The sequence below is a fragment of the Clostridiaceae bacterium HFYG-1003 genome, from assembly GCA_024579835.1.
Lineage (GTDB): Bacteria > Bacillota > Clostridia > Clostridiales > Clostridiaceae > JG1575.
In genome coordinates, this window is the sequence record CP102060.1 from 2829530 (window position 1) to 2855597 (window position 26068).

At 53.6% G+C, this 26068-nt stretch carries 24 protein-coding genes and 6 tRNA genes; 21 read left to right on the top strand and 9 right to left on the bottom strand.

Features of this window, described 5'->3' with window-relative positions; all coding sequences use genetic code 11:
• Positions 1–5: 5 nt before the first annotated feature.
• Both NQU17_12630 and rpsR read left to right on the top strand, forming a co-directional pair.
• Positions 6–443 (top strand): single-stranded DNA-binding protein, encoded by a 438-nt coding sequence (locus tag NQU17_12630; GenBank protein ID UUM11484.1) that lies wholly within the window; start codon positions 6–8, stop codon positions 441–443.
• A gap of 83 nt (positions 444–526) precedes the next feature.
• Positions 527–835 (top strand): 30S ribosomal protein S18, encoded by a 309-nt coding sequence (gene rpsR, locus NQU17_12635; GenBank protein ID UUM11485.1) that lies wholly within the window; start codon positions 527–529, stop codon positions 833–835.
• 135 nt (positions 836–970) lie between these two features.
• On the opposite strand, the gene NQU17_12640 is transcribed toward rpsR, so the two are convergent.
• Both NQU17_12640 and NQU17_12645 read right to left on the bottom strand, forming a co-directional pair.
• Positions 971–2233, bottom strand: coding sequence for an MFS transporter (locus NQU17_12640; GenBank protein ID UUM11486.1), 1263 nt, complete (start codon positions 2231–2233; stop codon positions 971–973).
• A 184-nt stretch (positions 2234–2417) separates the two neighbouring features.
• Complete coding sequence (locus NQU17_12645; GenBank protein ID UUM11487.1) at positions 2418–3593, bottom strand: M20 family metallopeptidase; 1176 nt, start codon at positions 3591–3593, stop codon at positions 2418–2420.
• Positions 3594–3934: 341 nt separating this feature from the next.
• On the opposite strand from NQU17_12645, the gene NQU17_12650 reads away from it, so the two are divergent.
• The 8 genes from NQU17_12650 to NQU17_12685 all read left to right on the top strand — a co-directional run bounded on the left by NQU17_12650 (position 3935) and on the right by NQU17_12685 (position 13497).
• Positions 3935–4579: a TetR/AcrR family transcriptional regulator gene (locus tag NQU17_12650; protein UUM11488.1), complete on the top strand. Its 645-nt coding sequence runs from the start codon at positions 3935–3937 to the stop codon at positions 4577–4579.
• Positions 4580–4711: 132 nt separating this feature from the next.
• Positions 4712–5935 (top strand): aminopeptidase, encoded by a 1224-nt coding sequence (locus NQU17_12655; GenBank protein UUM11489.1) that lies wholly within the window; start codon positions 4712–4714, stop codon positions 5933–5935.
• Between the two features lie 216 nt (positions 5936–6151).
• Positions 6152–7177 (top strand): DUF2232 domain-containing protein, encoded by a 1026-nt coding sequence (locus NQU17_12660; GenBank protein UUM11490.1) that lies wholly within the window; start codon positions 6152–6154, stop codon positions 7175–7177.
• 3 nt (positions 7178–7180) lie between these two features.
• Entirely contained in the window at positions 7181–9178 is a 1998-nt protein-coding gene (locus NQU17_12665) for a DHH family phosphoesterase (GenBank protein UUM11491.1), read from the top strand.
• Positions 9138–9581: a 50S ribosomal protein L9 gene (gene rplI, locus NQU17_12670; GenBank protein ID UUM11492.1), complete on the top strand. Its 444-nt coding sequence runs from the start codon at positions 9138–9140 to the stop codon at positions 9579–9581. Before NQU17_12665 ends, rplI begins: the two co-directional genes overlap by 41 nt.
• Positions 9582–9835: 254 nt before the next feature.
• Entirely contained in the window at positions 9836–11722 is a 1887-nt protein-coding gene (gene lonC, locus NQU17_12675) for a Lon family ATP-dependent protease (GenBank protein ID UUM11493.1), read from the top strand.
• 3 nt (positions 11723–11725) lie between these two features.
• Positions 11726–13057, top strand: a complete 1332-nt coding sequence (gene dnaB / locus NQU17_12680; GenBank protein UUM11494.1) for a replicative DNA helicase — start codon at positions 11726–11728, stop codon at positions 13055–13057.
• A gap of 2 nt (positions 13058–13059) precedes the next feature.
• Positions 13060–13497 (top strand): NUDIX domain-containing protein, encoded by a 438-nt coding sequence (locus NQU17_12685; protein UUM11495.1) that lies wholly within the window; start codon positions 13060–13062, stop codon positions 13495–13497.
• Positions 13498–13563: 66 nt separating this feature from the next.
• Here NQU17_12685 and pgsA read toward each other — a convergent pair whose 3' ends face one another.
• The gene (gene pgsA, locus NQU17_12690; GenBank protein ID UUM11496.1) at positions 13564–14094 is read right to left on the bottom strand and encodes a CDP-diacylglycerol--glycerol-3-phosphate 3-phosphatidyltransferase; all 531 of its coding nucleotides are present in this window, start codon (positions 14092–14094) and stop codon (positions 13564–13566) included.
• A 243-nt stretch (positions 14095–14337) separates the two neighbouring features.
• Here pgsA and NQU17_12695 point away from each other — a divergent pair, with 243 nt between their 5' ends.
• Together NQU17_12695 and NQU17_12700 are read left to right on the top strand one after the other, a co-directional pair.
• Entirely contained in the window at positions 14338–15615 is a 1278-nt protein-coding gene (locus NQU17_12695) for an adenylosuccinate synthase (GenBank protein UUM11497.1), read from the top strand.
• A gap of 170 nt (positions 15616–15785) precedes the next feature.
• On the top strand, positions 15786–16613 hold the full coding sequence (locus NQU17_12700; GenBank protein ID UUM11498.1) for a thioesterase: 828 nt from the start codon (positions 15786–15788) through the stop codon (positions 16611–16613).
• 133 nt (positions 16614–16746) lie between these two features.
• On the opposite strand, the gene NQU17_12705 is transcribed toward NQU17_12700, so the two are convergent.
• Positions 16747–18012, bottom strand: coding sequence for an aminoacetone oxidase family FAD-binding enzyme (locus NQU17_12705; protein ID UUM11499.1), 1266 nt, complete (start codon positions 18010–18012; stop codon positions 16747–16749).
• A gap of 183 nt (positions 18013–18195) precedes the next feature.
• Here NQU17_12705 and NQU17_12710 point away from each other — a divergent pair, with 183 nt between their 5' ends.
• The 7 genes from NQU17_12710 (at position 18196) to NQU17_12740 (ending at position 19451) form a co-directional block, all read left to right on the top strand.
• Positions 18196–18567, top strand: coding sequence for a CoA-binding protein (locus NQU17_12710; GenBank protein ID UUM11500.1), 372 nt, complete (start codon positions 18196–18198; stop codon positions 18565–18567).
• A 348-nt stretch (positions 18568–18915) separates the two neighbouring features.
• Positions 18916–18990: transfer RNA gene (locus NQU17_12715), tRNA-Glu, on the top strand.
• A gap of 31 nt (positions 18991–19021) precedes the next feature.
• A tRNA-Val gene (locus NQU17_12720) sits at positions 19022–19097 on the top strand.
• A 6-nt stretch (positions 19098–19103) separates the two neighbouring features.
• Positions 19104–19180, top strand: a tRNA-Asp gene (locus tag NQU17_12725).
• A gap of 5 nt (positions 19181–19185) precedes the next feature.
• A tRNA-Glu gene (locus NQU17_12730) sits at positions 19186–19260 on the top strand.
• Positions 19261–19292: 32 nt separating this feature from the next.
• Positions 19293–19368, top strand: a tRNA-Val gene (locus tag NQU17_12735).
• A gap of 6 nt (positions 19369–19374) precedes the next feature.
• Positions 19375–19451, top strand: a tRNA-Asp gene (locus NQU17_12740).
• A 364-nt stretch (positions 19452–19815) separates the two neighbouring features.
• Here the strand turns inward: NQU17_12740 and NQU17_12745 are convergent.
• The 5 genes from NQU17_12745 to NQU17_12765 all read right to left on the bottom strand — a co-directional run bounded on the left by NQU17_12745 (position 19816) and on the right by NQU17_12765 (position 23622).
• Complete coding sequence (locus NQU17_12745) at positions 19816–20382, bottom strand: DUF3841 domain-containing protein (protein UUM11501.1); 567 nt, start codon at positions 20380–20382, stop codon at positions 19816–19818.
• Between the two features lie 17 nt (positions 20383–20399).
• Positions 20400–21401 (bottom strand): ATP-binding protein, encoded by a 1002-nt coding sequence (locus NQU17_12750; GenBank protein UUM11502.1) that lies wholly within the window; start codon positions 21399–21401, stop codon positions 20400–20402.
• Positions 21394–22374, bottom strand: a complete 981-nt coding sequence (locus NQU17_12755; GenBank protein ID UUM11503.1) for a DnaD domain protein — start codon at positions 22372–22374, stop codon at positions 21394–21396. Before NQU17_12755 ends, NQU17_12750 begins: the two co-directional genes overlap by 8 nt.
• Before the next feature lie 80 nt (positions 22375–22454).
• Positions 22455–22940 carry a dUTP diphosphatase gene (locus NQU17_12760; protein UUM11504.1) on the bottom strand — a complete coding sequence of 162 codons (486 nt, stop codon included), beginning with the start codon at positions 22938–22940 and terminating at the stop codon, positions 22455–22457.
• Between the two features lie 136 nt (positions 22941–23076).
• Positions 23077–23622, bottom strand: a complete 546-nt coding sequence (locus NQU17_12765; protein UUM11505.1) for a hypothetical protein — start codon at positions 23620–23622, stop codon at positions 23077–23079.
• A gap of 289 nt (positions 23623–23911) precedes the next feature.
• On the opposite strand from NQU17_12765, the gene NQU17_12770 reads away from it, so the two are divergent.
• Both NQU17_12770 and NQU17_12775 read left to right on the top strand, forming a co-directional pair.
• Positions 23912–25165: a UDP-N-acetylglucosamine 1-carboxyvinyltransferase gene (locus NQU17_12770; protein UUM11506.1), complete on the top strand. Its 1254-nt coding sequence runs from the start codon at positions 23912–23914 to the stop codon at positions 25163–25165.
• Complete coding sequence (locus tag NQU17_12775) at positions 25165–25959, top strand: MBL fold metallo-hydrolase (protein UUM11507.1); 795 nt, start codon at positions 25165–25167, stop codon at positions 25957–25959. The genes NQU17_12770 and NQU17_12775 overlap by 1 nt, the downstream gene beginning before the upstream one ends.
• Positions 25960–26068: the final 109 nt, after the last annotated feature.

Consider the following 26068-nt stretch of genomic DNA (forward strand, 5'->3'; position numbering starts at 1 on the left):
GTAAAATGAACAAAGTAACATTAATAGGAAGACTGACAAAAGATCCTGAACTGCGCTACACACCCGGTGCCGGCACTGCCGTCACAACCCTTACCCTGGCCGTCGACCGGAGATTCTCCAAAGAAGGACAGCGCGAGGCTGATTTCATTCCCGTGGTCATCTGGGGCAAGCAGGCGGAAACGACTGCCCAGTATGTCACCAAAGGGAAATTGATCGGGATAGCCGGAAGAATTCAGGTCAGATCCTATGATGCCAAGGATGGTTCCAAGCGTTATGTCACCGAAGTCATTGCAGAAGAAGTCCAGTTCCTCGAATGGGGAGACGGACCAAGAGGCAATAGCGGTTCTGCCCGTTCCGCCGGTAATGGATTTGACACTGGAAGCGACTTTGGCTCAGGATTCGAGGATATGACTCCTGTGGATGAGGGAGATATCCCATTCTAAACCAAACCGCAACCCGGCAGAGACCCTGCCAACGGTTATTCATCCGATAATCCCAACAGGGAACCCATGAAAGGAGGATAACAATGGCTAGAGAAAATCACGCATCAAGCGAAAACAGAGAATCAAGACCCGGCCAGAGAGAAGGCAGAGGCGATTTCAGAAGATCCAACCCCAGAGTCAGACGTTCCAGACGGAAAGTTTGCCAGTTCTGTGTCGACAAGGTTGATTCCATTGATTACAAGGATGTACCAAAGCTGAGAAAATTCATCACAGAGAGAGGCAAGATTCTTCCCAGAAGAATTTCCGGAACCTGTGCCAAACATCAGAGAGTTCTCACTGAGGCGATCAAGAGATCAAGAAACATCGCATTGCTTCCGTTCACAACGGATTAATTGAAATTCAGCAGCCTGCATCAACTGATGCAGGTTGCTTCAATTTTTTGATTTTTTTGATTTAATGTTGCAAGCAAGCTTCGGTTCATGGCAGGAAAGGATTGCAATTAATTCTTAGATCAAAAGATCCGTTCGTTATACAAGGCTCCGCGAGACAGCGATACTCTTTCTTTGCTGCATGAACAGGCCGATGAACATCAGTGTGGCAAGAAAGCTCAGAACCAGCGATATCTGGTAGCTGTTGGTATAGCTGCCCGTCTGGTCAAAGAGAATTCCGGTAATGATCGGACTGATCATGCTGCCCAGGGCACCGATGGCTGTCAGGACACCGAAAATCGAGTTATAGTCTTTTTTGCCAAAAAACTCAATGGTCAGGACCGTATTGGCGACAGTGGCATAGGCGCAGCCGATGCCGACAAAGACAATGGTCAGGATCAGACCGAACAGCGAGGTGGCGAACAGCATGCCGAATGTCGCAATCGTGGTGGCAAGACAGGCAATCAGTACTGCCTTTTTCACGCCAATCCGGTCAAAGAGCTTGCCCAATGCAACTTTCCCGAAGGCCAGGGATCCCATGGTCAGCGCCACGACGTTCGCACTGAAGGAAATGGAGTAGCCGATATTGGCCAGGTGGGGCGCCACGTTCATCATTAAGCCATTGATGGCGATGACGAGAAATACCGAAGAGGTGGTAATCACCCAGAAGGTTCCTGAGCGCATCGCCTGCGAAAGCATCATACCTTCATTCGCCGGTACAACGGATGGATCCGGTGTCGGCTCAGCTGCTCCGTAGGCTTGAAGCCCAAACTCCCGGGGATGGACCTTAAGAATGAAGAACACGCAGGGCGTGACCAGGACCAGCATCAGCAGGGACAGGATCTGATAGGAGGTACGCCAGCCGAAGGACTCGAGCCAGACACCGGTGAGCGCGCTGAGAATCATTCCGCCGACGCCGCTGCCCATGAAAGCCATTCCGATTGCGCTGGCCCGGCTGGTTTCAAACCAGTTGCTCAGAATAATCGACAGGGGCAGGATGGCCATCAGGCTGATGCAGATGCTGCTGATGACGGTGAGAACATAAACGGTCATCAGAGAATTGGCTTTGGAGTAAGAAAAGAAGGAAAGAATTAAAATGACGGTGGCGACCTTCATGATCTTCATGATGTTGGAGGACTTGAAGATTTTTCCGGTCAGCAGGGAAATCACCAGTTGGCAGATGGCCCGGATGGTCATCGTGGCGTTGATTTCAGAACGGGTAAATCCAAGGTCAGCGGAGACCGGCTGAACGAAAATGCCGGCACAGTTGTAGACGCTGCCCCAGGCCACCGCCATAATCATGAACGATGCCCCTACCATCCTCCAGGCCGGATGCAGCTTATTTCTCTTTGGATTGTTCATACATTGCCCTTTCCTGTTAAATCAGCCAGAAAGCCGTCTGCTGTATGCGGTGGCCGTCTGGCTGAATGAATTCCCTGAGTACGCCCGATGCAGTAAAGCAGAAGGGGGAGGGAGTGGCTTATTGATTTTTTCAGGTATGCTTCTTCAGGCAGCAGAGCCTGAAAACCGATCCTGAGATCCGGCCTTAGGCCTCCTGGCTGTGTTCCTCCAGCCATTGAATGGCGCATTTTGCAAAAATGGCGCTGCCGATGGGAAATGCCGACTCGTCCAGCACCATTTTGGGGTGATGCAGGGGATACAGGATCTCCGAGCCTTCAACCGGAGCCGACAAGGAGAACATGCACGACGGTACTTCCTGACTGATCCAGGCGAAATCTTCTGAACCAGTGGCCGGCACTGCCGGATAAACTTCAAACTCATTGCCGCGAATCTCTTCAATATAGCGGATGACATCCGAGGTGAACTGAGGATCGTTCAGCGAAACAGGGACTGCCGACAGGCCTTCCACCGTTGCTTCGCAGCGGTAGGTGCGGGCAATCTGGGCTGCGATCTCACTGATCCGGGTCATGACGTAGGCATGAGTTTCAGAGTCGAAGGTCCGCATGGTGCCTTCCAGGATGGCTTCCCCGGGAATAATGTTGGGTGCGCTGCCGGCCTTGAAATGCCCCATGGTCAGAACCGCTCCTTTGGGGAAGGATACTTCCCGGGAGAGGATTTCCTGCAGACCGATCAGAATGTGTGCTCCGGTCAATACCGGATCCACTCCGGTTTCCGGCATGGCGCCGTGGCAGCCTTTGCCTTTGACCGTGATGCGGAAGTTGTAGCTGGCGGTTGTACCCGGGCCGCTGCCAATGTAAACTCCCCTGGGAGCGGTGCTGTTGACATGGCACATCATGGCGCAGTCCACATCAGGATTCTTCAATACGCCGGCATCGATCATTTCCTTAGCCCCAGTCAGAAGCTCCTCCGCCGGCTGGAACATCAGCTTGACTGTTCCCTTCAGCGAGCTTTCCTGATCCTTCAGGAGCCTGGCCGCTCCCAGCAGCATGGCGGTATGAGCATCGTGTCCGCAGGAATGACTGTTTCCGTTGGTCGAAGCAAAGTCCAGCCCGGTCAGTTCGGTCATTGGCAGCGCGTCCATATCTGCCCGCAACAGGATGGTTTTGCCGCCCTGACCAACGGTCGCAACAACGGAATTCCGCGAGATCTGAGTTGGCTCATAGCCCATTTCTTTCAATCGCTCCATGACATAGGCTGCCGTCTGAACGGTCTCAAAGCCTAATTCCGGCTGGCTGTGAATTTTGCGCCTGTCGCGGATGATATCCTCTGCCAGGGCGGTTGCCTGTTCATAAATGCTCATAGTTCCTCCTCGCCCCACTGACTCAGGTGGCGGCACAGATTAATTGAATCAATTCAGTGAATTGACTCGTTGAATCGATTTTATAGTAAGAGAGAACATTCAGTCAATTGTTTTAAGATCGGGGGGGATTTCATTATGAATATTTATGTTGAAGTCATGATTTTTCATCATTTCAGCAAATTCAGGTCGGCCGTGACGACTTCGGCTGAGAGAACATCAGGAGGATTCGGAACGGATGGACCCTGATCAAGATATGAATCTGCCGGAAAGTTTGGTAGATTATTAATAGAAACTGTAACTGCGGCCTGAATTTGTCTTAGGCCGTGTCAGAACCTGGCCGGATGTCGGAGGACCAATCGGGCAAGGCCCAGGTTGAAATGGAGTACCTGATGGAAGAACAGCGGACCAGCCGCCAGAAACAGGCATGGGACACCCGGCAAAAAATTTATCGAAGCGCCGTTGAGCTATTCAAGCGGCGTCCGTATGACGAAGTCAAAATCGCCGATATCTGTGAGCAAGCCGGCGTCAGTGTGGGTGTGTTTTATCATTACTTTCCCAGCAAGGGGCATTTGTTCAATGAAAGCTACCTGCATTTCGAAAAAGAGCTGCGGCAATATCTGAAATCATTGGATACCACGCCCCTGATCACCATTGAACGCGTGATTGAAAAATACCTGGAAGCGATTATTGCCAATGGCCCCGCCTATCGCAGCGTGTTTTTGCGCAATCAGCTGGAAATCAAGGATTCTTCACCCCTGCGAAACATCATGCGCAGCATATTGGCTGAATGTGTCGAACAGGCTGTGGAACAAGGCTTTCTGTCAGGGGATCCTCTAGAAATCACCAACCTGCTGATCCGTTCGATTCGGGGACATACCTTTGACTGGGCCATGAATGACGGAGCCTTTTCACTGCCGCAGGAAGGCCAGCGGATCACCGGAATCATCCTGGCGCATTACCGGACTGACCGGGAGAAGGCCAGATGAAGCAGAGCAAGATCGAACCGGACCCGGAAATATCAAAACCCAACTGCAAGTCGGTTTCCGGAGACCTGCTCCGGTGATATATAATAGAAGAGTGCGGGTATGCCCGCCAAGATCCAAATGGGGAGGATTATTATGGATTTAAAACATAACCTGACCAAGTACGCAGACCTGATCACCAGGATCGGTCTGAACCTGAAGGAAGGGGACAACCTGCAGATCAGCTTCAACATCTGGGGCCTGGAACTGGCCCGGCTGGTGGCTGACAAGGCCTATGAGCTGGGAGTGGGGGATGTCATCCTGAACTTCACGGATGAGGAACATCAGCTGTCCTATTACAGAAAAGCCAAAGATGTGACCTATTTCCCGGACTTCAAGGCGCGTTACCTGGAAGAACAGGCCGAACACAACTACCATCGCCTGGTGATTCACGCCGCCAATCCGGCTCTGCTCAAGAGCATTGATTCCGACCGGATTACCGCGGCTCAGAAAGCCAAAGATCTGAAGACGAAGAAAGTCATGGAATACAGCATGAGCAATTTCATCAAGTGGTGCATCGTTGCGGTGCCCAATCCGACCTGGGCTTCTTCCGTATTCCCGGGACTTGAACCGGATGCGGCCATGGAAAAGCTGTGGAAGAATATCTTCATGGCAACCCGAGTGGACCTGGATGATCCGGTAGCCGCCTGGGAAGAACATGACCGGCAGCTGAAGCTGCATGAGGATTACCTGAATGAAGCCCATTTCGAAAAGCTGCTCTATCAGGGACCCGGAACCGATCTGGAAGTTTACCTGGCAGGAAAGCATATCTGGAAAGGCGGATCCGGCTACTCCCAAAAGGGCGATCGCTTCTTCGCCAATATTCCGACCGAGGAAGTCTTTACCATGCCTGACCGGGCAAGAGTCAACGGAACGCTGCGCGCGACGATGCCTCTGGCCGTCATGGGAAAACTGGTGGAAGGACTGACATTTGTTTTCAAGGACGGAGTGATTACAGAATTCCGGGCGGACAAAGAGCAGGCTGTCTTTGAAAAGATCCTCGATTCGGATGAGGGATCGCGGCGCCTGGGGGAAGTTGCCCTGGTGGCTCATAACTCTCCGATATCCAATACCGGAATTCTGTTCCAGAACACCCTGTTTGACGAAAATGCTTCCTGCCACTTTGCCGTGGGAGCTGCCTATTCCGAAAATATCGAAAACGGGGAAAACCTGACCGATGAGGAAAAGCAGAAGGAAGGCATGAACGACTCTCTGATCCACTATGATTTCATGGTGGGAGGCAAGGATGTTACGGTTACCGGCGTCAAGGCCGACGGAACCCGTGTCGTGCTTCTGGCCGATGGAGAATGGCAGATCTAGAAATCCAGCGGACTGTTGCCGGTGATTCGCCGGAAACAGTCCGTTTCTGTTCTCTTTGGGCGCCCTGTTTGCATAAGCGGGCCTGACCCGATAAAATAAAGCATAATGGGTCACTCTGATCAAAAATGAATCATTCTGATCGAAAATCATTCTGATCAAATAGAATCACTCTGATCCAAATGAATCACCTCTGGTGATAGGTAAAGAAGGAATAGCATGAATAATCAAAACAGAAGACCGGTATGGCTGAGGGATCCCCTGAGTACCTTCCTGTTCTTCCTAATCCTGAATAGTGTGACGGTAATGAGTCCGCTGGCGTTCAGCATCGCCCCGGTCATCCTGCCGGTGCTGCTGCTGCATGTGCTCCATCAGACCGGCCGCAGCGGCTTTCTGGCAGCTGCCCTGGCGTCCGCCCTGCCGTATCTGGTGCTGGGGGGAATCAGCAGTGGCTTTGCCCTGATGGTTCCGGTTCTGATCATGCTGGGGGCAGTCTACCTGATCTGGCAGCGCCAGCTGAGCTGGCGGTGGTCCATCCTGGCAGCTTCCCTGGCGTTATTGATCGGACTGTTGCTGAATGCCTTTGTCAGCATCTACCTGATCAGCGGATCGGATATCCTCCGGGTAACCTCATCCGTGGCAGAGAATGTCCGGAACGAACTGACCAACGCTCTGGCGGCCTCGGGCTACGAAATCCCATTGGCCCAGCAGCAGCTGATTGAACAGCTGAAAGCGTCGGTGACTCCGGAACTGGTCCAGGACCTGATTCCAACCCTGCTGATCTGCTGGTCTCTGATCGGGGGCTATCTGACGCTGCGCTTTGCCCGCCGCTATCTCCCGTCCGCACTCCCGGTCAGGCAGTCCGTCCCGTGGTTTGCCATGCTGCGGATCCACCCCGTCCTCCTGATGGGGTTCATCTCTCTGGCGATGGGCGGATACCTGATGGCTGCCTCCAGCCCGCGCTGGGGCAGTCTCCTCTTCAATACCGGCTATGGCGTCACCCTCTTTCTTGGGATGACCGGCTCACTGACCTTCATCTGGTGGAGTCTGTCCGTGAACTTTCGGATGCGCCGGCGCTTTCCTAAAATGTTATTGACGCTTCTGGCTCTGTTCTATTTGCCAGGGGAATGGATGATCCTGGCAGCGATTATCGATTCGGTGCTGGACTTCCGGAATGCCTCGGGCCACAGCCTGTGGCGCTGGATGACCTATCAGTTGACGGCAAGGGCTGGGAAAGGGGAATAGCACATGGACAAATACTCTCGTTTCAAGCGGGAACAGGTTCTCTACATCGTTGTGAACGCGGCAGCCATCCTGTGGCTGGTGTATCTGCGCCAGTTTCTGGCAGCGGGAGTCATCGCCCTGCTGCTGCTCCTGATCTTTGCCCTGTTGAACCAGCTTCATCTGTTCAAGCGCAAGGAGTGGGACAAGTTCACCAATGATTCCATCCGGAAGCTGAAACCTTCCATGGTGGAAGCCGTGGAGAAGATGGAATTTCCCCTGGTCTCCTTTACCCGGGATGGCCAGATCAGCTGGTATAACCGAAAATTCAGAGAAATCGCTGCCAAGGACACCATCCGTGATATTGATGAAGTACTTGATCTGGATCCGGAAAAGCTCTGGAAAGGGGAAGTACCGGAATTCCTGAATTTCCAGAACAGGGTCTATAAAATCACGCCGGTGAAGTATACCGCCGCCCACGGCGAATTTGAGGAGGATCTGCTCTTTCTGTTTCTCATCGACGTCACCGAAGTGAAACGGGCGGAGGATCGCAAGATCATCACCATGCTGGTGGAGGTCGACAATCTCAGCGAGGTTCTCAACTCCGCGCCGGAATCGCGCCGGCCGCTGATCTCCGCCGCCATCGAAAAGCAGCTTCTGGATTATGCCACTCAGCTGAAGGGATTCATGAAGCGCTACTCCAACAGCAAAAGCATCCTGATGGCTCCCTATGAAATATTCCGGGATGAAGTGAAAAAGAAATTCCCCATCCTGGATCAGATCAAGTCCATCAACCTGGGCAATACCATTGAACCGACTCTGTCCATCGGCGTCTCCTATGACAACGACTATCTGATGACGGACGGACTGGCGGCAGAACAGGCCAAGGAACTGGCACTGGGCCGGGGCGGCGATCAGGCGGTCATCAAGCGGGGAGAAAAGCTGACCTTCTTCGGCGGAAACTCCCGTGAAGTGGAAAAGAAATCCCGGGTTCGTTCCCGTGTCATCGCCCACGCGCTGCGTGATCTGATCAATGAGAGCGGCAGCATCTTCATCATGGGCCATGCCAATCCCGATCTGGACTGCCTGGGAGCCGCGGTGGGCATCACGGCCATTGCCCGGTCGCTGGGCAAGCCGGCCTTCATTCTGATGGACGAGCCTTACCGCAATGTCGCTGACATTCTTCAGCTGATCAAGGCGGAAGAGTCCTATGCCGATGTGTTCCTGCCTTCGGACGCCGTCCTGAGCGAACTGAAACCCAACGATCTGCTGATCGTAGTGGACGTTCATTCCCTGGGGTATGTCCTGAACCGTCAGGTGGCCACGGCCGGCATCAACAAGGTGGTCATTGACCATCACCGGCGGGCACCCGATGCCATTACCGGAGCCACTCTGAGTTACATCGAGACCTATGCCTCCTCCACCTCCGAACTGGTGACGGAACTGATCCAGTACATCGTGGAGAAGCCCCATCTGCTCAAAGTGGAAGCCGATGCCCTGCTGTCGGGCATCATGGTCGATACCAAGTACTTCATTTACAAAACCGGCTCCCGGACCTTTGAAGCGGCTTCGTTCCTGCGCAAGGCCGGAGCCAACACCCTTGACATCCGCAACCTGTTGTCCTATGATAAGGAACTGTATTTGCTCAAGGCTGCCATCGTCAAGACCGGCGAGGTAGAAAAGGGTGTTGCCATCGCGGTCTGTCCGGCCGGGATCAAGGATCCCCTGATTGCCGCTCAGGCAGCCGATGAGTTCCTGAATCTGAAGGGGATCACCACCTCCTTTGTTCTGGCTCAGGATGGCCCGGATGTGGTGATTTCAGCCCGCAGCAACGGCACAGTCAATGTTCAGGTCATCATGGAGAAATTCGGCGGCGGCGGACACATGACGATGTCAGGTGCCCGGGTCAAGGATGCCACCGCCGAGGAAGTCAAGGATAACATCAAGAAAATTTTGAATACCACCATCAGGGAGGAAGAAGACGATGAAAGTGATACTGCTACAGGACGTCAAGAACGTCGGTAAGAAAGGTGAAATAGTCAACGCCAGCGACGGCTATGCCAGAAATTTCCTGTTCCCGAAGAAGCTGGCTCAGGAAGCCACCACGGGAAATCTCAATACAGCGCAGGCCAAGCAGGATGCCGAACGCAAGCAAAAGCAGAAGGACCTGGAAAAAGCTCATGCCCTGGCGGCCGAGCTCAAGGAAAAGCAGATCCGGATCAAGGTCAAGACCGGCGAAGGCGGACGTCTCTTCGGAGCCATCACCTCCAAGGACCTGGCCGGCGAGATCAAAAATCAGCTCGGCTATGACATTGACAAGAAAAAAATCATGCTGGACACCATCAAGGGGACCGGTCTGTACGAGGCCGAGATCAAGCTTTACCCTGAAGTGACGGGCAAGCTCAAAGTTCTGGTTGAAGCGGAGTAATCATTCCGGCGAACCAGATCGGATCCGGCCGCAGGCCAAGACCCAGATTGAAACAGGACAGGCAACGCCACCGAACTGGCAGCGCCTGTCCTGTTCTGTTTGAGATCATTAAGATAAGAAAATCATGGCGGAGTTTGCCCCCGGATCTCGCTGGTGGAATCCCGACGCAAGGGCTGATTTGGACCGTGTAATATCAGAGGGAGATGCTATAATAAAGATTACCGAATCTTTTTTAGCCCCCACAGGAGGAAACTATGGATCGATTGAATGATTCTGATTTTATAATGGATCGACCGGATGATCTGACAACACAATTAAAAATCCAGGAAGAAATCATACATAACATCCTGGGGACGAAAGAAGTAACCCAGCGCATCAAGCGGCTGAAGCTGAGCAAGGACATCAATTCACCGGATGCCCTGAAGAAAGCCCGGGCACTCAACCGGGTGATCGCCCAAGGAAATCTCGCACAGATTCCGGCCGCGCAGGATCTGAATCAGGTGATGGAGTCGACTTTCCGTCTGATTTCAGAACAGATTGCCCGGAATTTCGTCCAGAACCGGATCGAGGAAAAGGTGCAGGAAGCGCTGATCGACCGCCAGGACGAATACATCGAGGAAATGCGGATGAATGTCATCCGCAAGGAGAAGGGACCGGAAAACTCAAAAACCAGAAAGAAGTATCAGGATCTGGTGGATCTGGATCAGATTCATCTGTCCCGCAATATTCTCAACCAGCTCCGTCCTCAGGAGTTCAACGAAATCATCGGCCAGGAACGGGCCATCCGATCACTGATCTCCAAGATCGCCTCGCCCTATCCCCAGCACATCATCCTGTACGGACCTCCCGGCGTCGGCAAAACCACAGCGGCCCGGATTGCCCTGGAAGAGGCCAAAAAGCTGAAATTCACGCCCTACGGGGAGAAAGCACGTTTTGTCGAAGTCGACGGAACCACCCTGCGCTGGGACCCCCGCGAAATCGCGAACCCCCTGCTGGGGTCGGTCCACGATCCGATCTACCAAGGTTCCAAGCGAGACCTGGCGGACACCGGCATTCCGGAACCGAAGACCGGCCTGGTCACCGACGCGCATGGCGGCATTCTGTTTATTGATGAAATCGGGGAGCTCGACACCATCCTGCAGAACAAGCTGCTGAAAGTGCTGGAGGACAAGCGGGTGGAATTTTCCTCGTCCTATTATGACCCCGATGATGAGAATGTACCCCAGTACATCCGCTATCTCTTTGATAAAGGCGCGCCGGCGGATTTCACCTTGATCGGAGCAACCACCCGGGAGCCCCAGGACATCAGCCCGGCTCTGAAATCCCGCTGCACCGCGGTGTTCTTCGAGCCGCTGACCCCGGACCATATCCATCAGATCGTGACCGATGCCGCGCGGAAGCTGAAAGCCAGCCTGGAACCGGGGGTTGCCGAGCTGATCGCCCGCCATACCATCGAAGGGCGCAAAGCCATCAACATCCTGTCTGACGCCTACAGCCTGGCTGTGTACCGCAAGACCAGCCTGAAGGGAATCACCATTTCCCTGGAACAGGTCAAGGAGGCCATCGGAACCTCCCGGATAACAGCCTATGAGATGCTGGACAATGTATCCGGCTGGGAGATCGGCCATGCCTACGGCCTGGCGGTATCCGGCTTCATCGGTTCCACCGTGGAGATTGAGGCCATGGCTTATGAAGCCAGAGAAAAGGGCAAGGGCACCATCCGGTTCAATGAAACGGCCGGTTCCATGGCAAAGGACTCCGTCTTCAATGCCGCCTCGGTCATTCGCAAAGTGACCGGCCGGGCTATGATGGACTATGATATCCATGTCAATGTGGTCGGCGGGGCGAACATCGACGGACCCTCCGCCGGAGCGGCCATCACTCTGGCGCTGCTCAGTGCCATCGAAAACCGGCCGGTCCGGCAGGATACGGCCATCACCGGCGAAATTTCATTGGGCGGACGGCTCAAGCCCGTCGGCGGAATTCATGAAAAGATCTACGGCGCAATCCGCAAAGGAATTCAACGCGTCATCATCCCATCCGACAATGCAAAAGAAGTCCCGTCCGGCCTGACTGGAATTACGGTGTGTCCCTGCGCCTCCATCGAGGAAGTCCGGGATCTGATGTACAACAAGGAGTAAACAATGGAAAACAACATCATACGGACCATGCCGGCCAATGTTCAGGCAGAACAGAGCATATTGGCCATCATGTTCTACGATGAAAAGAATATACCCAAAGTATTTGAGCGCCTGACCTCGGAGGACTTCTATCAGGATTCCCACCGTCTGATCTTTGACGCCGCCGTGGAGCTGTTCGGCAGGGATACCCCCTTTGATATCGTCCTGCTCCAGGATTATCTTCATTCCAAGGGTCAGCTGGAAAAAGTCGGAGGTCTGGCCTATCTGTCGCGCCTGGCTGCATTGGAATACAGTTCAGCGCTGCTGGACTCGTACATGGATTCGGTGGCGGAGAAGTCGCTGCTGCGCCGCCTGATCAAGGCCGCCGATGAGATTCAGCGGGATTCCTACGACAAGCAGGATGAGCCCGAAATGGTGCTGGAAGATGCGGAGCGCCGGATTTTCCAGATTTCGGAAAAGCGTCAGGCAAAGGACTTTGTGCCGATGAATCAGGCCGTGGAACGCGGCCTGATCAACATTGAGAACATGTACATCAACAAGGGTCAGTTTACCGGAATCCGCAGCCCCTTCCCCCGGCTGGATGAAATGACGGCCGGTTTCCAGAAGGGGGACATGGTTCTGATCGCTGCCCGCCCCTCCATGGGAAAAACCACGTTCGCCCTGAATCTGGCCGAACATGCCGCTCTGCGGGAAGGAAAATCCGTGGCGATTTTCAGTCTGGAAATGAGTACGGATCAGCTGTCCTATAAGCTGCTGTGCTCAGAGGCCGGCGTTGACATGAACAAGATGCGTCTGGGCGACCTGGATGAGACCGACTGGGACAATATTGCCCGGGCCACCGGACCGCTGTCCAAGGCTAAAATCTTCATCGATGACACGGCCGGCATCTCGGTCATGGAGATGAAGAGCAAGGCCAGACGGCTCAAGCTGGAACATGGCCTGGACCTCATCGTCATTGACTACCTGCAGCTGATGACGGGCAAGGGCGAGAATCGCCAGCAGGAAGTCTCCGAGATTTCCCGTTCGATCAAGGTTCTGGCCAAGGAACTGGAGGTGCCCGTGCTCACCCTGTCTCAGCTGTCCCGGGCTCCGGAACAGCGTCAGGATCACCGCCCCATGCTGTCTGACTTGCGTGAGTCCGGATCCATCGAGCAGGACGCCGATCTTGTCATGTTCCTGTATCGGGACGAGTATTATAATAAGGATACGGAAAAGCCGGGAACGGCGGAATGCATTATCGCCAAGCAGCGTAACGGTCCTGTCGGAACCGTTGATCTGGCCTGGATCGGTAAATTCAGTAAATTCGGCATCGCCGATACCATCCACGGAGCTTAGCTATGAAAAAACCGGAAAAATCATGCGGGATCATCCTGCGCAATGACAACAAGGAATATCTGATCATCCGTCATCTGGCCGGGCATTGGGATTTTCCCAAGGGCCACGTGGAGGCAGGAGAGACGGAAGAAGAAACCGCTCTGCGGGAAGTACTGGAAGAAACCGGCCTCACGGCTGCCATCTGGCCGGGATTCCGGGAAACAGTAAACTACCTGATTCGCGGCCGGATCCCCAAGGAAGTGGTCTACTTCCTCGGAGCCCCGGGCAGCGGGCGGGTGGAACTTCAGGCCGAGGAAGTCAGTGATTATGTCTTTTTGCCCTATGAGGCGGCCAGGCAGCGTCTGACCTTTGACTCGAATCGCCGGCTGCTGGATAAAGCCCAGGCTTTTGTGGAAGCGCAGGAAAATGCATCATCGGACAGGACCGATCGGGAAGCCTGACAAAAACAAGAGACCGGCGAAACAAACTTCAGTTGTTTCGCCGGTCTTTGAGGATTCTGCCTGGAATCAGGCGGGTCCATCCATTTTTTTCTTCTTTTCCAGGGTGAGCCGCACATAGGTGAACAGGGCAGAAAACGAGATGACGATGGAGACAATCAGCAGCAAGAACGCCAGGGTTTTGGAGACCAGGAACATCACAATGGAGATATGGAACAGGAAGGTCGCCATTTTTCCCCAGGCATTGGCCCGGTTGACGATGCCTCGCTGATAGGCAATAATTCCTCCGCCGATCATGAACAGTTCCTTCAGCGCGACCAGTATGACAATCCAGTAGGGAATGTAGTCATAGACCGCAAAACAGATCAGGGCCGTGATCAGCATGAGTTTATCCGCCAGGGGATCCAGGACTGCGCCCAGCTTGGTTTCCATATGGTAGGTCCTTGCGATGTATCCGTCCAGAACATCGGAGATTCCTGATATGATAAAGATGATGATCGGGTAGATAATCCGCCCGTCTCCGGTTCCCGTCACGAATGTATATATGAACAGGGGGATCAGAAGGATCCGGAAAATGGAAATGATATTCGGGATGCTCATCGGTACAACCTCCTCTTTCTCTGATTATATCATTTGTGAGAACGTTTGCTTATCGGATTTCTGATCTTTTCCCCGCTTCGATGATTCGGATTTGGTAATGTTTCACAAAAGTGAGCCAATCCCTGAAAATTTTTTGGAAACAGCTATACGGATCGATGTGTCGGGCGTATAATAATGCGTGTAAAAAAACAAGTGTTCGCAATAAGGCGTACGATTCGATGACAAGAACAAGGAGATGTTCGTATGAATACAAAAGTAGTCGTAGGAGCCCAATGGGGCGATGAAGGCAAGGGCAAAGTGACGGATTATCTGGCCGAAGGCTCGGACCTGATTGTTCGTTTCCAGGGCGGGAACAACGCCGGCCACACCATCGAGGTGGACGGAAAACAGTACAAGCTTCAGCTGATTCCTTCCGGAATCATTTACGGAGGCCGCATGAACGTCATCGGCAACGGAGTTGCGTTTGATCCGGCAGCCTTCTTCCGGGAAGCTGATACCCTGGCTCAGGCCGGAATCCTGGTTACTCCCGAGGTACTGGCAATCTCTGACCGGGTCAATCTGATCCTGCCTTACCACATCGAACTGGACCGGCTGAAGGAACTGGCCCGCGGCAGCCAGGACATCGGCACCACCAAAAAAGGAATCGGCCCCTGCTACACCGATAAGTACGAACGCTCCGGCATTCGGATGTGCGATCTGATGGACCGGGATACGTTCTCCGAAAAGCTGAACCGAAATCTCGAGGAAAAAAACCGCTACATCACCCTGGTCCTCAACGGCGAGGCCATGGACGCGGCAGCTATGGAGCAGCAGTATCTGGAATATGCCGAACGGCTCAGACCCTTTGTCAAGGATACTTCTGTCCTCATCGATCAGGCGATCCACGCGGGAAAGAACGTCCTGTTTGAAGGCGCCCAGGGAATGCTGCTGGACATCGATTACGGCACCTATCCCTATGTTACGTCCAGCAATACGACAGCCGGCGGCGTCGCTGCCGGCGCGGGCATCGGACCTAATCGCATCCGGGAAGTGGTCGGTGTAGCCAAAGCCTATACCACCCGGGTCGGAAAAGGACCGTTCCCCACCGAACTGGATAATGAGATCGGTGAGCACATCCGCCAGGTGGGCCATGAGTTCGGAACAGTGACCGGACGCTCCCGCCGCTGCGGCTGGCTGGACCTGGTCATCCTCAAAACCTCGGCCAGAGTCTCGGGACTTACCTCCTTTGTCGTCACCAAGCTGGATACCATGGCCGGCATTGACCCCATCCGGGTCTGCACCGGATATGAGTTCAACGGCACGATCATCGACTATGTTCCGGCTTCCCTGAAGGATCTGGCTCAATGCCAACCGGTTTACCGCGACTTCAAGGGCTGGGATGAATCCGTCGCGCAGATCCGGGATGCCAGGGATCTGCCCGCTGAAATAATCGACTACCTCACCTGCATCGAAGAAGTGACCGGTGTTCCGGTGAAAACCATCTCGGTCGGTCCCGGCCGGGATGAGACTATCGAACGCTAGACCCGGAATAAAAGCTGAGCTGCTTACCCGTCCGTTGACGGGGAGCGGCTCAGCTTTTTATTTACCATTTTTCAGGAAAGGCCAGTCCCCAATCATCGGACCGGGACGGTTGGTGTAAAGTTACCGGAGGTCAGGGAAAACCGGAGGGTGTATAATGAGAGGAACAAGAGGTGATCAATTTGCAATACTATACCATGGATTATATTGTCGACTTTCGCGATGTGGACCGCTTCCACGACCTGAAGGCGGAAGCGCTGATGCAGATGTTCGGTACTGTCTCCACCCATCATGAGGTCCTGGGGATGAAGCTTCGTCCCGGGTACATGATGGAATGGGATATGGCCTGGATTCTTTATCAGTGGAAGATTGAAGTTCTTCGACCCAAGCAGTATGCCCGGAAATTAACGGTTCACACGGTGGCCGTATTGAAAAAAGATATGTACTGCTACCGCTATTTCCTGGTGAAGGATCTTCAGGGCAATGAAGTGGCCCGGGCGGTATCCCAGTGGGTGGCGGTTGACATGAACAAGCGCCGGATCGGCCGGATTCCTGAACCGGTCAGTGAGATCATCCAGCAGGGGGAGGTATCCGAATCCATCCGCGACCGGATCCTGGGGGTTGATGTGGCGCCCCTTCGCAAAAGAAGCGTGGAGTTTCCATTTGAACTGGAGATTCCCGTTTTATACTCCGACGTTGATTCCAACCAGCATGTCAATAATGCCATCTATGCCCGCTGGGCCACAGAAACCATCCATGCGATGGATCCAGCCTGGCTGGAAGGGAAATACCCCAGTACCATCAATGTGGTCTACAAGAAAGAAAAGGCCCCCGGCGGCATCGTTCGTTCGAAAGTCCGCCTGGAGGGAACCATTTCCTATCATGAAATCTGGGACAGTGAGGACAACCTGCTCACCCTGATTGAGCTGGGCTGGAGTGACAAGGATGTATCTCTGGGTGATTATACCGACTATGACTTTGCCGCTGTTCTGAGAACCTAAGATGCCAAAGCGGCAGATCATCATTCCAGCAGGCCCATCCAGCGGTTCAATCCAGGGTTTCATCGGAACAATCTGCTGGAGGGACGATTGGGCGGTTCATCCCTCGCTAAGGAGTCTCCTGTCAGGGGGCTCCTTATTTGCCCAGGTCCCGGCGGATGGCGCTGGCGGCGGCCAGGGCGGAGGACCAGGCCCACTGCAGGTTATAGCCGCCGCAGGCTCCGCAGACATCCAGGATTTCACCGGCGAAATAGAGGCCGGAAACCTTTTTGGAGGAGAGAGAAGCGGGATGGACCTCACGCAGATCCACTCCGCCCAGGGTGCTCTGGCTGTTGGCAAATCCGTTGGTATCGGATACTCTCATCCGCCAGTCCGTCAGGAGGCCGGTCAGGGCGTCGTATACCGCCTGGTCAACCTCCCGGGCCGACCGGTTCATTTTGTCGAGCCCGGCCAGACGCAGCAGCACCGGAATGAGCTTCTTGTGCAAAATGCCGTTGAACAGCGTTTGGGCTTCCCGGTGCGGGAACAGCTGGCGCTGATGCTCAATCAGTTCTCGGACTTTTTCGGCCGACAGTTCCGGAAAGAGGTTGATGGCCAGAATGACTTCCTGTCCCTTTGCCAGGGCATCCGAGGCAAACCGGGAGAGCTGAAGGATGGGGGGACCGGATACTCCGTATTCCGTGAACAGGAGCTCACCGGATTCGGCCGCCGCCAGCCGACCCTCGGTCCACAGGTCCAGACGGCATTCTGTTTTGACCCCGGCCAGAGCCCGGGCCTGTGGGAAGTCGGTCTTAAGCTGAACCAGAGCCGGCAGGGGGGGAATCACCGTATGACCCAGACTGCGGGCCAGCTTATAGCCCGAGCCGTCCGACCCGGTGGCTGGCATGGCCTGGCCGCCGGTGGCAATCAGCACAGACCTGGCGGTGAATGACTCGGTCGGTGTCACCACCGAGAATCCATGGTTCGACCGGGAGATGCTTTTCACCCGAAAGTTCAGCCAGACCGGGACGCCCAGTTCTTCCAGACGAAGCCGGATCAAGTCCGATACCGAAGAGGCCTGGAGGGATTTGGGGTACATCTTGCCTTCCTCCAGCGTCGTCAGGGGCAGCCCCAGCTCCCTGAACAACCCGATGATCCGCCCGGCGTCGTAGACCAGCAGCGGATCAAAGCCGAACGAGGGATCATGGCAGGTGAAATAGGGCGAGACTGCGGACGCATTCTCGGGCTCAATCAGTTTCTGATTGGTAATGTTGCAGCGGCCGTTGCCTGTGACCAGCAGTTTCTTCAACAGGCGGTCGGACCCTTCCGCAATGGCAGCATCCACCCCGGCCTCTTTCAGGCTCAGGGCAGCGATACAGCCGGCGGCTCCGCCGCCGACGATGAGAACCTCGTAGTGTTTCATGGCGCAATTCCTTAACAATTTATTGTTTATTTGGTGATGATTGGTTGGTTTCTGTGTGATACCATGCTTTTATAGTTCAATGGGCAATCGGTGCCCATCGGGTCCACTGACCGGAAAGAACCGGCCTGCCCGATAAAGTTATTATAGCAAGAAAAGGAGAATTCAATGGCAGCTCATGAGTTTATGAACCACAAAAACTGGGTGGTCTGTGGCAATGTCACCAATGAAGAAAAGTACGCCTACAAAATTTTGCAGGCGCTGCAGCAGAATGATTACCTGGCAGTGGGTTATCACCCCAAGGCCGAGGAAGGCTCGGGGGTGTATCGTCATCTGACGGAAATCCCCTTCACCATTGATGTCCTGGATCTGGTCGTCAATCCAGCGGCAGGCCTCGAAATTGTTCAGGAAGCCCAAAAGATCGGCATCCCCCGCGTCCTGGCGCAGCCAGGTGCCCGAAGCGAAGAAATCCGCGCTTACTGCGCCGCCCATGACATGGAGTATCTGGAAAGCTGTGTCCTGGTGGAGCTGCAGAAAGCCGCCAGGGCAGACGGGTAAGTCTGACTTCAGGTCTGGCGCCTGGATTGTTTCCGGGCGCCAGACGCTGATTGCCGCACGCACCAGCCGGGAAATCCATCCCGGATCTCCTGATTGGATTGCGGGGATAATCGAAGCTGGGATAAGTTGAAAAATTTCACAGGAGCTTTCCCCGATTCCGGTTTGCACCCGGCGTCCCTGACTGATATAATGAGTCCACGGATGGAAGCGGAACCAGCAGCCGGATAAAAAATCCGCTTTTCCGAAAAAAAACTGTTGACACCTTCCGGCGGGTTAGGTTATTATAGTCTATGTCAGCGTTTTGGGGGTGTTCATAATTCCCGGAATTGCTCGATGAAGATCAAATATGGCCCCTTGGTCAAGCGGTTAAGACACCACCCTTTCACGGTGGTAACAGGAGTTCGATTCTCCTAGGGGTCACCACTATCTTAATTGAATACGTTATTCGTATTTTGGGAGCATAGCTCAGCTGGGAGAGCATCTGCCTTACAAGCAGAGGGTCATAGGTTCGATCCCTATTGTTCCCACCATAATACGGCCCAGTGGCTCAGTTGGTTAGAGTGCCGGCCTGTCACGCCGGAGGTCGAGGGTTCGAGTCCCTTCTGGGTCGCCACATATGGCCCCTTGGTCAAGCGGTTAAGACACCACCCTTTCACGGTGGTAACAGGAGTTCGATTCTCCTAGGGGTCACCATTTTTCTTAATTCAATATCTTATTCGTATTTTGGGAGCATAGCTCAGCTGGGAGAGCATCTGCCTTACAAGCAGAGGGTCATAGGTTCGATCCCTATTGTTCCCACCATAATACGGCCCAGTGGCTCAGTTGGTTAGAGTGCCGGCCTGTCACGCCGGAGGTCGAGGGTTCGAGTCCCTTCTGGGTCGCCATTAACGAAAGCTGTTCTGTAAAGGACAGCTTTTTACTTTGTCTTTCAACAGGTGCAGTATTTTTTTGGCTCTACAATTTGGCTCTGCAGTTTTTGGCGTGGGTGAGTAAAGATCACCGGTGTCGTTTATGCCTGCCAGGAGCGCCGGGTTTCATCGGTCAATATACTGACGCGACTATAGTCCTTCGGTCATCCGGAGCAAGCAGGCAGACTCCAGAGTCTGCCTGGCAGACCTTGGAAAAACTTCAGACTCTGGAGAAGTTGCCGCCACAGAAAAAAAGACTGCTGAATCATACAGCAGTCTTCTCTGATGACGAGGATCGACGAGCGGGCACCTTTTAACCCCAGTCAGGGATCAGACCGGATTACGTTCGGACCTCCACGATGTGTGAGGTATTGAATTCCCAGATATTGGCCTGGACCAGGAACTTGTTCCATTCCTTGATTTCAAAGACGCGCTCCCAGGAATCGTGAATGCGGCGTACCAGGTCCGGGTGGAAGCGCGACACCGGATCATCCAGCAGGGTGAAGGGATTTCTGATTCCCCGCAGTTTCAGCTCCCGGTAGAAGGCGGCTTCATCTTCCGGATCGGCCGGGACATACATATGGTTCAAGATGAGATCCCAGCGGGCGGAGTCAAAATAGATGATCTGTGAAGTGGGAATGCTCAGCTTCAGAACGATTTCTCCGGGTGTCTCGCGCAGCATATACCCTTCATCCACGGAACACCAGATGGGGTAGGTAACCCCAGGCGGACGGGGGATGCGCCGGGCGGAAGCCTGGGACAGCCAGTCATAGTTTTTCATGAAATAAGCCGAGATATCGCCGTATTTCTGGCGAATCCACTCCGGCTTCATCCGGAATACGCCTTCCTGATCCAGGATGCGCAGGGCATTTTCATGCTGTCTGGTAAAAAGGGTTGTCTGATCCATTCGCCATACCTCCCGCATTATTTCATCCGGCGCCGAAAGCGCAGAATCTTGCGCTGGCCTTTGGCGTTGCGCAAATCGTCCCCAAAGAAGGCGACCAGAATAAATTCGCCGGCGATCCGTGAGGACAGCCGTTCCGAGTACTTGTCCCGAATGCTTCCCAGGGAAAGATTCGAAGAAATGAGCATTTTCTTTTTATGGAGCAGCCTCAGGTTGATCAGGTTGAACACTTCGGTTTTGGCCAGGTCCGTCACCATTTCGGTGCCCAGATCATCCAGGATGAGCAGGTCCGAATCGGTCAGGAGCTGTTCGAGTTCCTTGTTGTCCCGGAACTTAATGTCCTTGATGTCTTCCATCAGCTGAGATGCCGTCCGATAAACGACGACCTGTCCTTCCTGCAGCAGGGCCTTGGCGATGCTGGTGGCCAGAAACGTTTTGCCCGTGCCGGATGGACCGTAAAAATACAGGTTGTCCAGATGGATCGGGAAATCCCGGACATAGGTTCTGGCGATCTCGAGGTTTTCCCGCATCTGCTGCCGCGCCGTCTTGTTTGAGCCGGCATGTACCGTTGTGGCATCAAAAAGCGATTCGTCGAAGGTTTCGAAGGAATTGTCATTGAGCATCTCATGAAAGTCCGATTCCTCATAGACAATTTCCGCCAGCAGATTGTTGTAGCAGGTGCATTTCCTGCCCTGGAAGAACCCCGAGTCATTGCATTTGCGGCAATGATGCTTCAGATCCATATAGTCCATGGGGTAGCCGTTGCTGACCAGCAGTTCCATCTTGTTCTGCCGCAGGTTCAGGTTTTCCTCTTTCAGCCGGGCAATCTCGCGGTCGGCATTGTCCTGATCCCGCAGGTGAACCCTGGCAACATTCAGGGAATTGAGCGACATCTGCGTTTCCAGCTCGGCAATGAGGGGAATCCGCTGATAGATTTCCGCCTTGCGTTCCTTCTGTCTGGTCTCTTCTTCTTTTCGAATGGCCTCGTAACGGGCCATCACTTTCGAATGGAGATTATTCATCATCACCCTCCCAGCCTAACAGCTTCTTTTCCAGAGAATCATAATCCACGTTGCGCTGTTCGTAGTTGTTGAACGAAGTGACATCCTTGGGGTGAGGTCCTTTGCGTCCGCCCTTGGGCGGTTTGTCCTTCTTGATGGCATCGGCCACGGTCTGGATCCCGTCGGCTTTCCAGCGCTTGAGGATCCCTTCTATATAATTGAGGTCGGCTCGCCCGAGCTGATTGATGCAGCGCTGGGCGGCATGCTTGATCAGTACCAGGTCGAATCCGTAATCTTCAAACCAGCGGTCCATCTGTTCCTGCTGCGGCTCGGAAATGACCGAGGGGTCCATGCCCATGTACTTGAACAGTTCGCGGTAATTCTGCCAGCGGTCTTCGTAGCGGCGAATGACCTGGTGTGCTTCCTCTCCGGTCTGAACGAACTGCCTGCGCCAGGACAGCGCTACCTTTTCCAGGTAATTGAGGTTTTCTTTTCCGCGGCAGGAGCTGAACAGCAGCATGATGACTTCATCATCGAAATGATAGGAGTCCTTGAGTTCCATGACAAAGCGCAGCAGGGACGGCGACATGGGCTTGCCCATGACCATTTCCAGCGCGCTGACCAGTTCGCGGAAGGCCGGGTCGCCCAGGTGTTCCTGGGTATCGACTGCCGCCGCCTCGATCTGTCCCGTCTCATCCGTCCGATGGCTCTGGCTGTTGATGACCAGGTCCAGGCTGCCGGAGGAGTCCATCTGCCGAATCGTCAGTACGCCGCGCTGATTCCAGTACTCACAGGCTGAAATGACATCGATCACCGTCAGTCCGCACAGTCCGGCCAGCTGCTCCGTGTCCAGCGAACCGCCCTCCTGCGCAATGTGGAACAGCGCAGTCAGGACTTTGAAGTCATCCCCCGGAGTTTCCCGCAGTAATTCCTTTATGATGTAAGATGGGATCCAGGTCATTTGCTGGATACCCCCGATGGTGATATTGCCCATTGATTAATTACTCCTTGAGTGTGCTTCTTACTTTTATTATAGCATTGAAGGGGAAACAAAAAAACGGCCGGAGCCGTTTCTTAGTAGTGATTGTCCTGCCGCTGATGATTGATTTGATTCTTGGCCAGGTAGGCTTCGCGGATGTCCTCGAGGGTAAAGCCCAGGGTGCGTCCCAGGGCAAAGAAGTCCTCCAGCAGGACCTCGAAGGAATTCATGGAAGAAAAGGAGACCAGTTCGTTGACTGCCAGGAACAGGTCAATGAAGTGGGAGGTCAGATCGGTGGTTTCCACCGAATCGTCCGGTTCTACTTCCTCAAAGCCATGATCCAGCCCGATGGTCAGAATGAAGTGGAGGCAGTCCACATATTCTTCCAGAATCTTGTCGCGATGGGATGGGGGTTTTGTGCTCCAGTATTTGAAACAACGGGTCTCGTTGGCGAGTTCACCCAGTTCCGTCAGCAGAGCCAGATATTTTTTGTTTTTCAGTGAGGCCGGGTCCAGCCCGTGTTCCTGCACGATCCGTTCATTTAGTTGCTTCTGAACAGCAAAGAGTTCCCTGAGTTGCAATTTCAATGCCGCCTTTCAAGTTGTTTTTATCCACTATATTTAATCATAGTATCAAAAAGTTTTTTTGAAAAGTTCAGTAAATGATTTCAAAAAAGAAAAATTTTCCGGGAGTGAAAAATTAATCTTAATGGGAAATTCAGCTGATAATATTGGGGTTTTTCAGGGGGATCGAGAAAACGATGGATTCTTTCTTGGCATTCAGGGACTTCCACAGTTCCAGGCGATCGACCAGGAACTTGCGGGTATTGTCCGGATCGCTGAATAAGTTGGCGGAGTTTTCGAGTTCCTTGGGAATCCGTTCCTGAGACATGGACAGAATGAAATCCTGTTCGTCTTCCCGCTCTTTGGCGACCTTAAAGCCATGCAGCCGCATGTACTCATTGAGGTGGCGTTGTATCTTTTTCAGGTAACCGAAATTGCTGACTGGCAGGCCGGTGATCTTTTCATCCGCCAGGTTGATGTACTTTCCGGTAATATTGACGTGGAAATACCGGTAGGGCTTCAACAGGTCCTTGAGCGTATTCTCCAGCAGACGGAGATCCGGATCCTCAATGGAGTCGATGGGAATGGAAATGTAGGGTGATTTTTTGAAGTTTTTGCCTTTTTTATGTAAGGGCCGCTGGATCGATTCCAGTTCTTTATTGGAATTTTTGTCCAGGACAGCCACCAGATAATAGCGCATTGCCGTTTCCTTTCCCGAGGGAAGTTGCCCGCGGTATCAAAGTTTCTATATATCATAGTATATCACAGGGAGCACAGCCTGCTTCAAGTTCTATCCAGGATGGACAAGAGCAATCAAAGGCAACGTAATTATTAAGAATATTTTCGGGAAGCCGCTTATTTCGGGCGAATTATGAACGGATATTCCAGATGTGAAACCCCTTCGTTACACATAGTTTCTTTAAATTTGATATAATAAATAATCGATTCAAAGCGAAGAGCATGGATCAGGATTGGATACAGGTGATGAAATGAAAAAATTTGTGATAAACGGCGGAAAAAGACTGCAGGGCAGAGTGGAGATCAACGGCGCAAAGAATGCCGCGGTAGCCATCCTGCCGGGTGTCCTGATGTCCTCCGGTGTCTGTGTTCTGGAGAATGTGCCGGATATTGCAGACGTCAATTCCTATATTAAAATACTGGAACACCTCGGATGTCAGGTGCAGAGGGATGGCAAGACCCTCACCATCGATCCGACGCAGGTTCACCGAACCGATGCCCGAACGGAAGAAGTCCGTTCCATGCGCGGTTCCTATTACCTCATCGGCGCTCTCCTCGGCCGATTCGGCCAGGCTACCGTTGATCTTCAGGGCGGCTGTCCCATCGGCGAGCGGCCCATTGATCAGCATATCAAGGGATTTGAATCCCTGGGCGCCACCGTCGCCATCGAAGACGGCGCCACCATTTCCTCCGCGGAACATCTCAAAGGGGCTCACGTTTTCTTTGACGTGGTCACCGTCGGCGCCACCATCAATGTGATGCTGGCAGCGGCCATGGCGGATGGACAGACCATTCTGGAAAATGCCGCCCGGGAACCCCATGTGGTCGATCTGGCCAACTTCCTCAATACCATGGGAGCCGACATCAAAGGGGCCGGAACGGACGTCATCCGCATCAACGGGGTCCGCGAGCTCAAGGGCTGCACCTATTCGGTCATTCCCGATCAGATTGAAGCGTCCACCTATATGCTGGCAGCGGCCGGCTGCGGCGGAGAAGTGGAAATCGCCAACGTGATCCCCAAACATCTGGAATCCATCAGCGCCAAGCTCATCGAAATGGGGGCGCAGATCGAGGAGTTTGATGACAGCATCGTCGTGCGTTCGGATAAGCGCCTGAAAGCCTGCAACGTAAAAACGCTGCCGTATCCCGGCTTTCCGACGGATGTGCAGCAGCCCATGACAGCAGTCATGACCATCGCCCAGGGGAAATCCACTGTCAATGAGAGCATTTACGAGAATCGCTTCATGCATTTGGATGAACTGAACAAAATGGGGGCGCTGGCAGTGTTCTCAGACCGGATCGCCACCATCATCGGCGTGCCCTCCCTGCAAGGCGCCAAAGTCCGGGCTACCGATCTCAGAGCCGGAGCGGCTCTGGTCATTGCCGGCCTGATGGCTCAGGGGACGACGGAAGTCTACGACATTGAGCACATAGATCGGGGCTACCCTCACATTGAGGAGAAGTTCAAAGCCCTGGGAGCCGACATTATAAGGGTTGAAGAATAATGAAATTTTGTTCCCTGTTTTCCGGTTCTTCCGGAAACTCTCTGTTCGTCTCCAGCCAGGATACCAGCATTCTGGTGGATGCGGGCCTGACGGGGAAAGCCCTCCTGAGCGCCATGGATTCCATTGGGGAAGACCCGGCTCAGGTGAAGGCGATCCTGATCAGTCACGAGCATTCAGACCACATCTGCGGCGCCGGAGTTATGTCCAGAAAGTTCAACATTCCGATTTACGCCAACGAAAAGACCTGGGCCGCCATGGAGCGTTCCCTGGGCAAGATCGCCGTGCATAATAAACGGATCATCAATGGAGAAGCCTCCATTGATGATCTTAATGTAAGGACATTTCGCGTACCGCATGACGCGGCTTCCTGCATCGGCTTTACCATTGAGGACCGGGCCGGACGAATCCTGTCCACCGTCACCGACATGGGGGTATTTACCAATGAAATCCGGGAAGGTATCAAGGATTCGGATCTGATCCTCCTGGAATCCAACCACGATGTGGAGATGCTCAAGTACGGACCGTATCCCTACGATCTGAAACGGCGGGTGCTGTCGGAGCTGGGACATCTGTCCAATGAAGACGCGGCTGCCGCCATCCTGAGTTTTCTGGACGGACGCCGCCGGAGCATCATTCTGGGACACCTCTCGGGGACAAACAATGTGCCGGAACTGGCCTTTAAAACCGTTGAAAATATCCTGAAGGATGCCGGGATCGAAATTGGTGAGACCGGCGAGATGGAGCTGAAGCTGGCTTCGCGCATCCGGCCTTCCGCATATACGGAAATCAAGTAGCGGCTTGACGCTGACTTCAAAAAACAGTAATCTGATAAAGTAAAAATTGAGTTGGCTCTGCCGGAATCTGATTGCCCGCAGACCCAATGACTTCAAATGAAAGGAATCA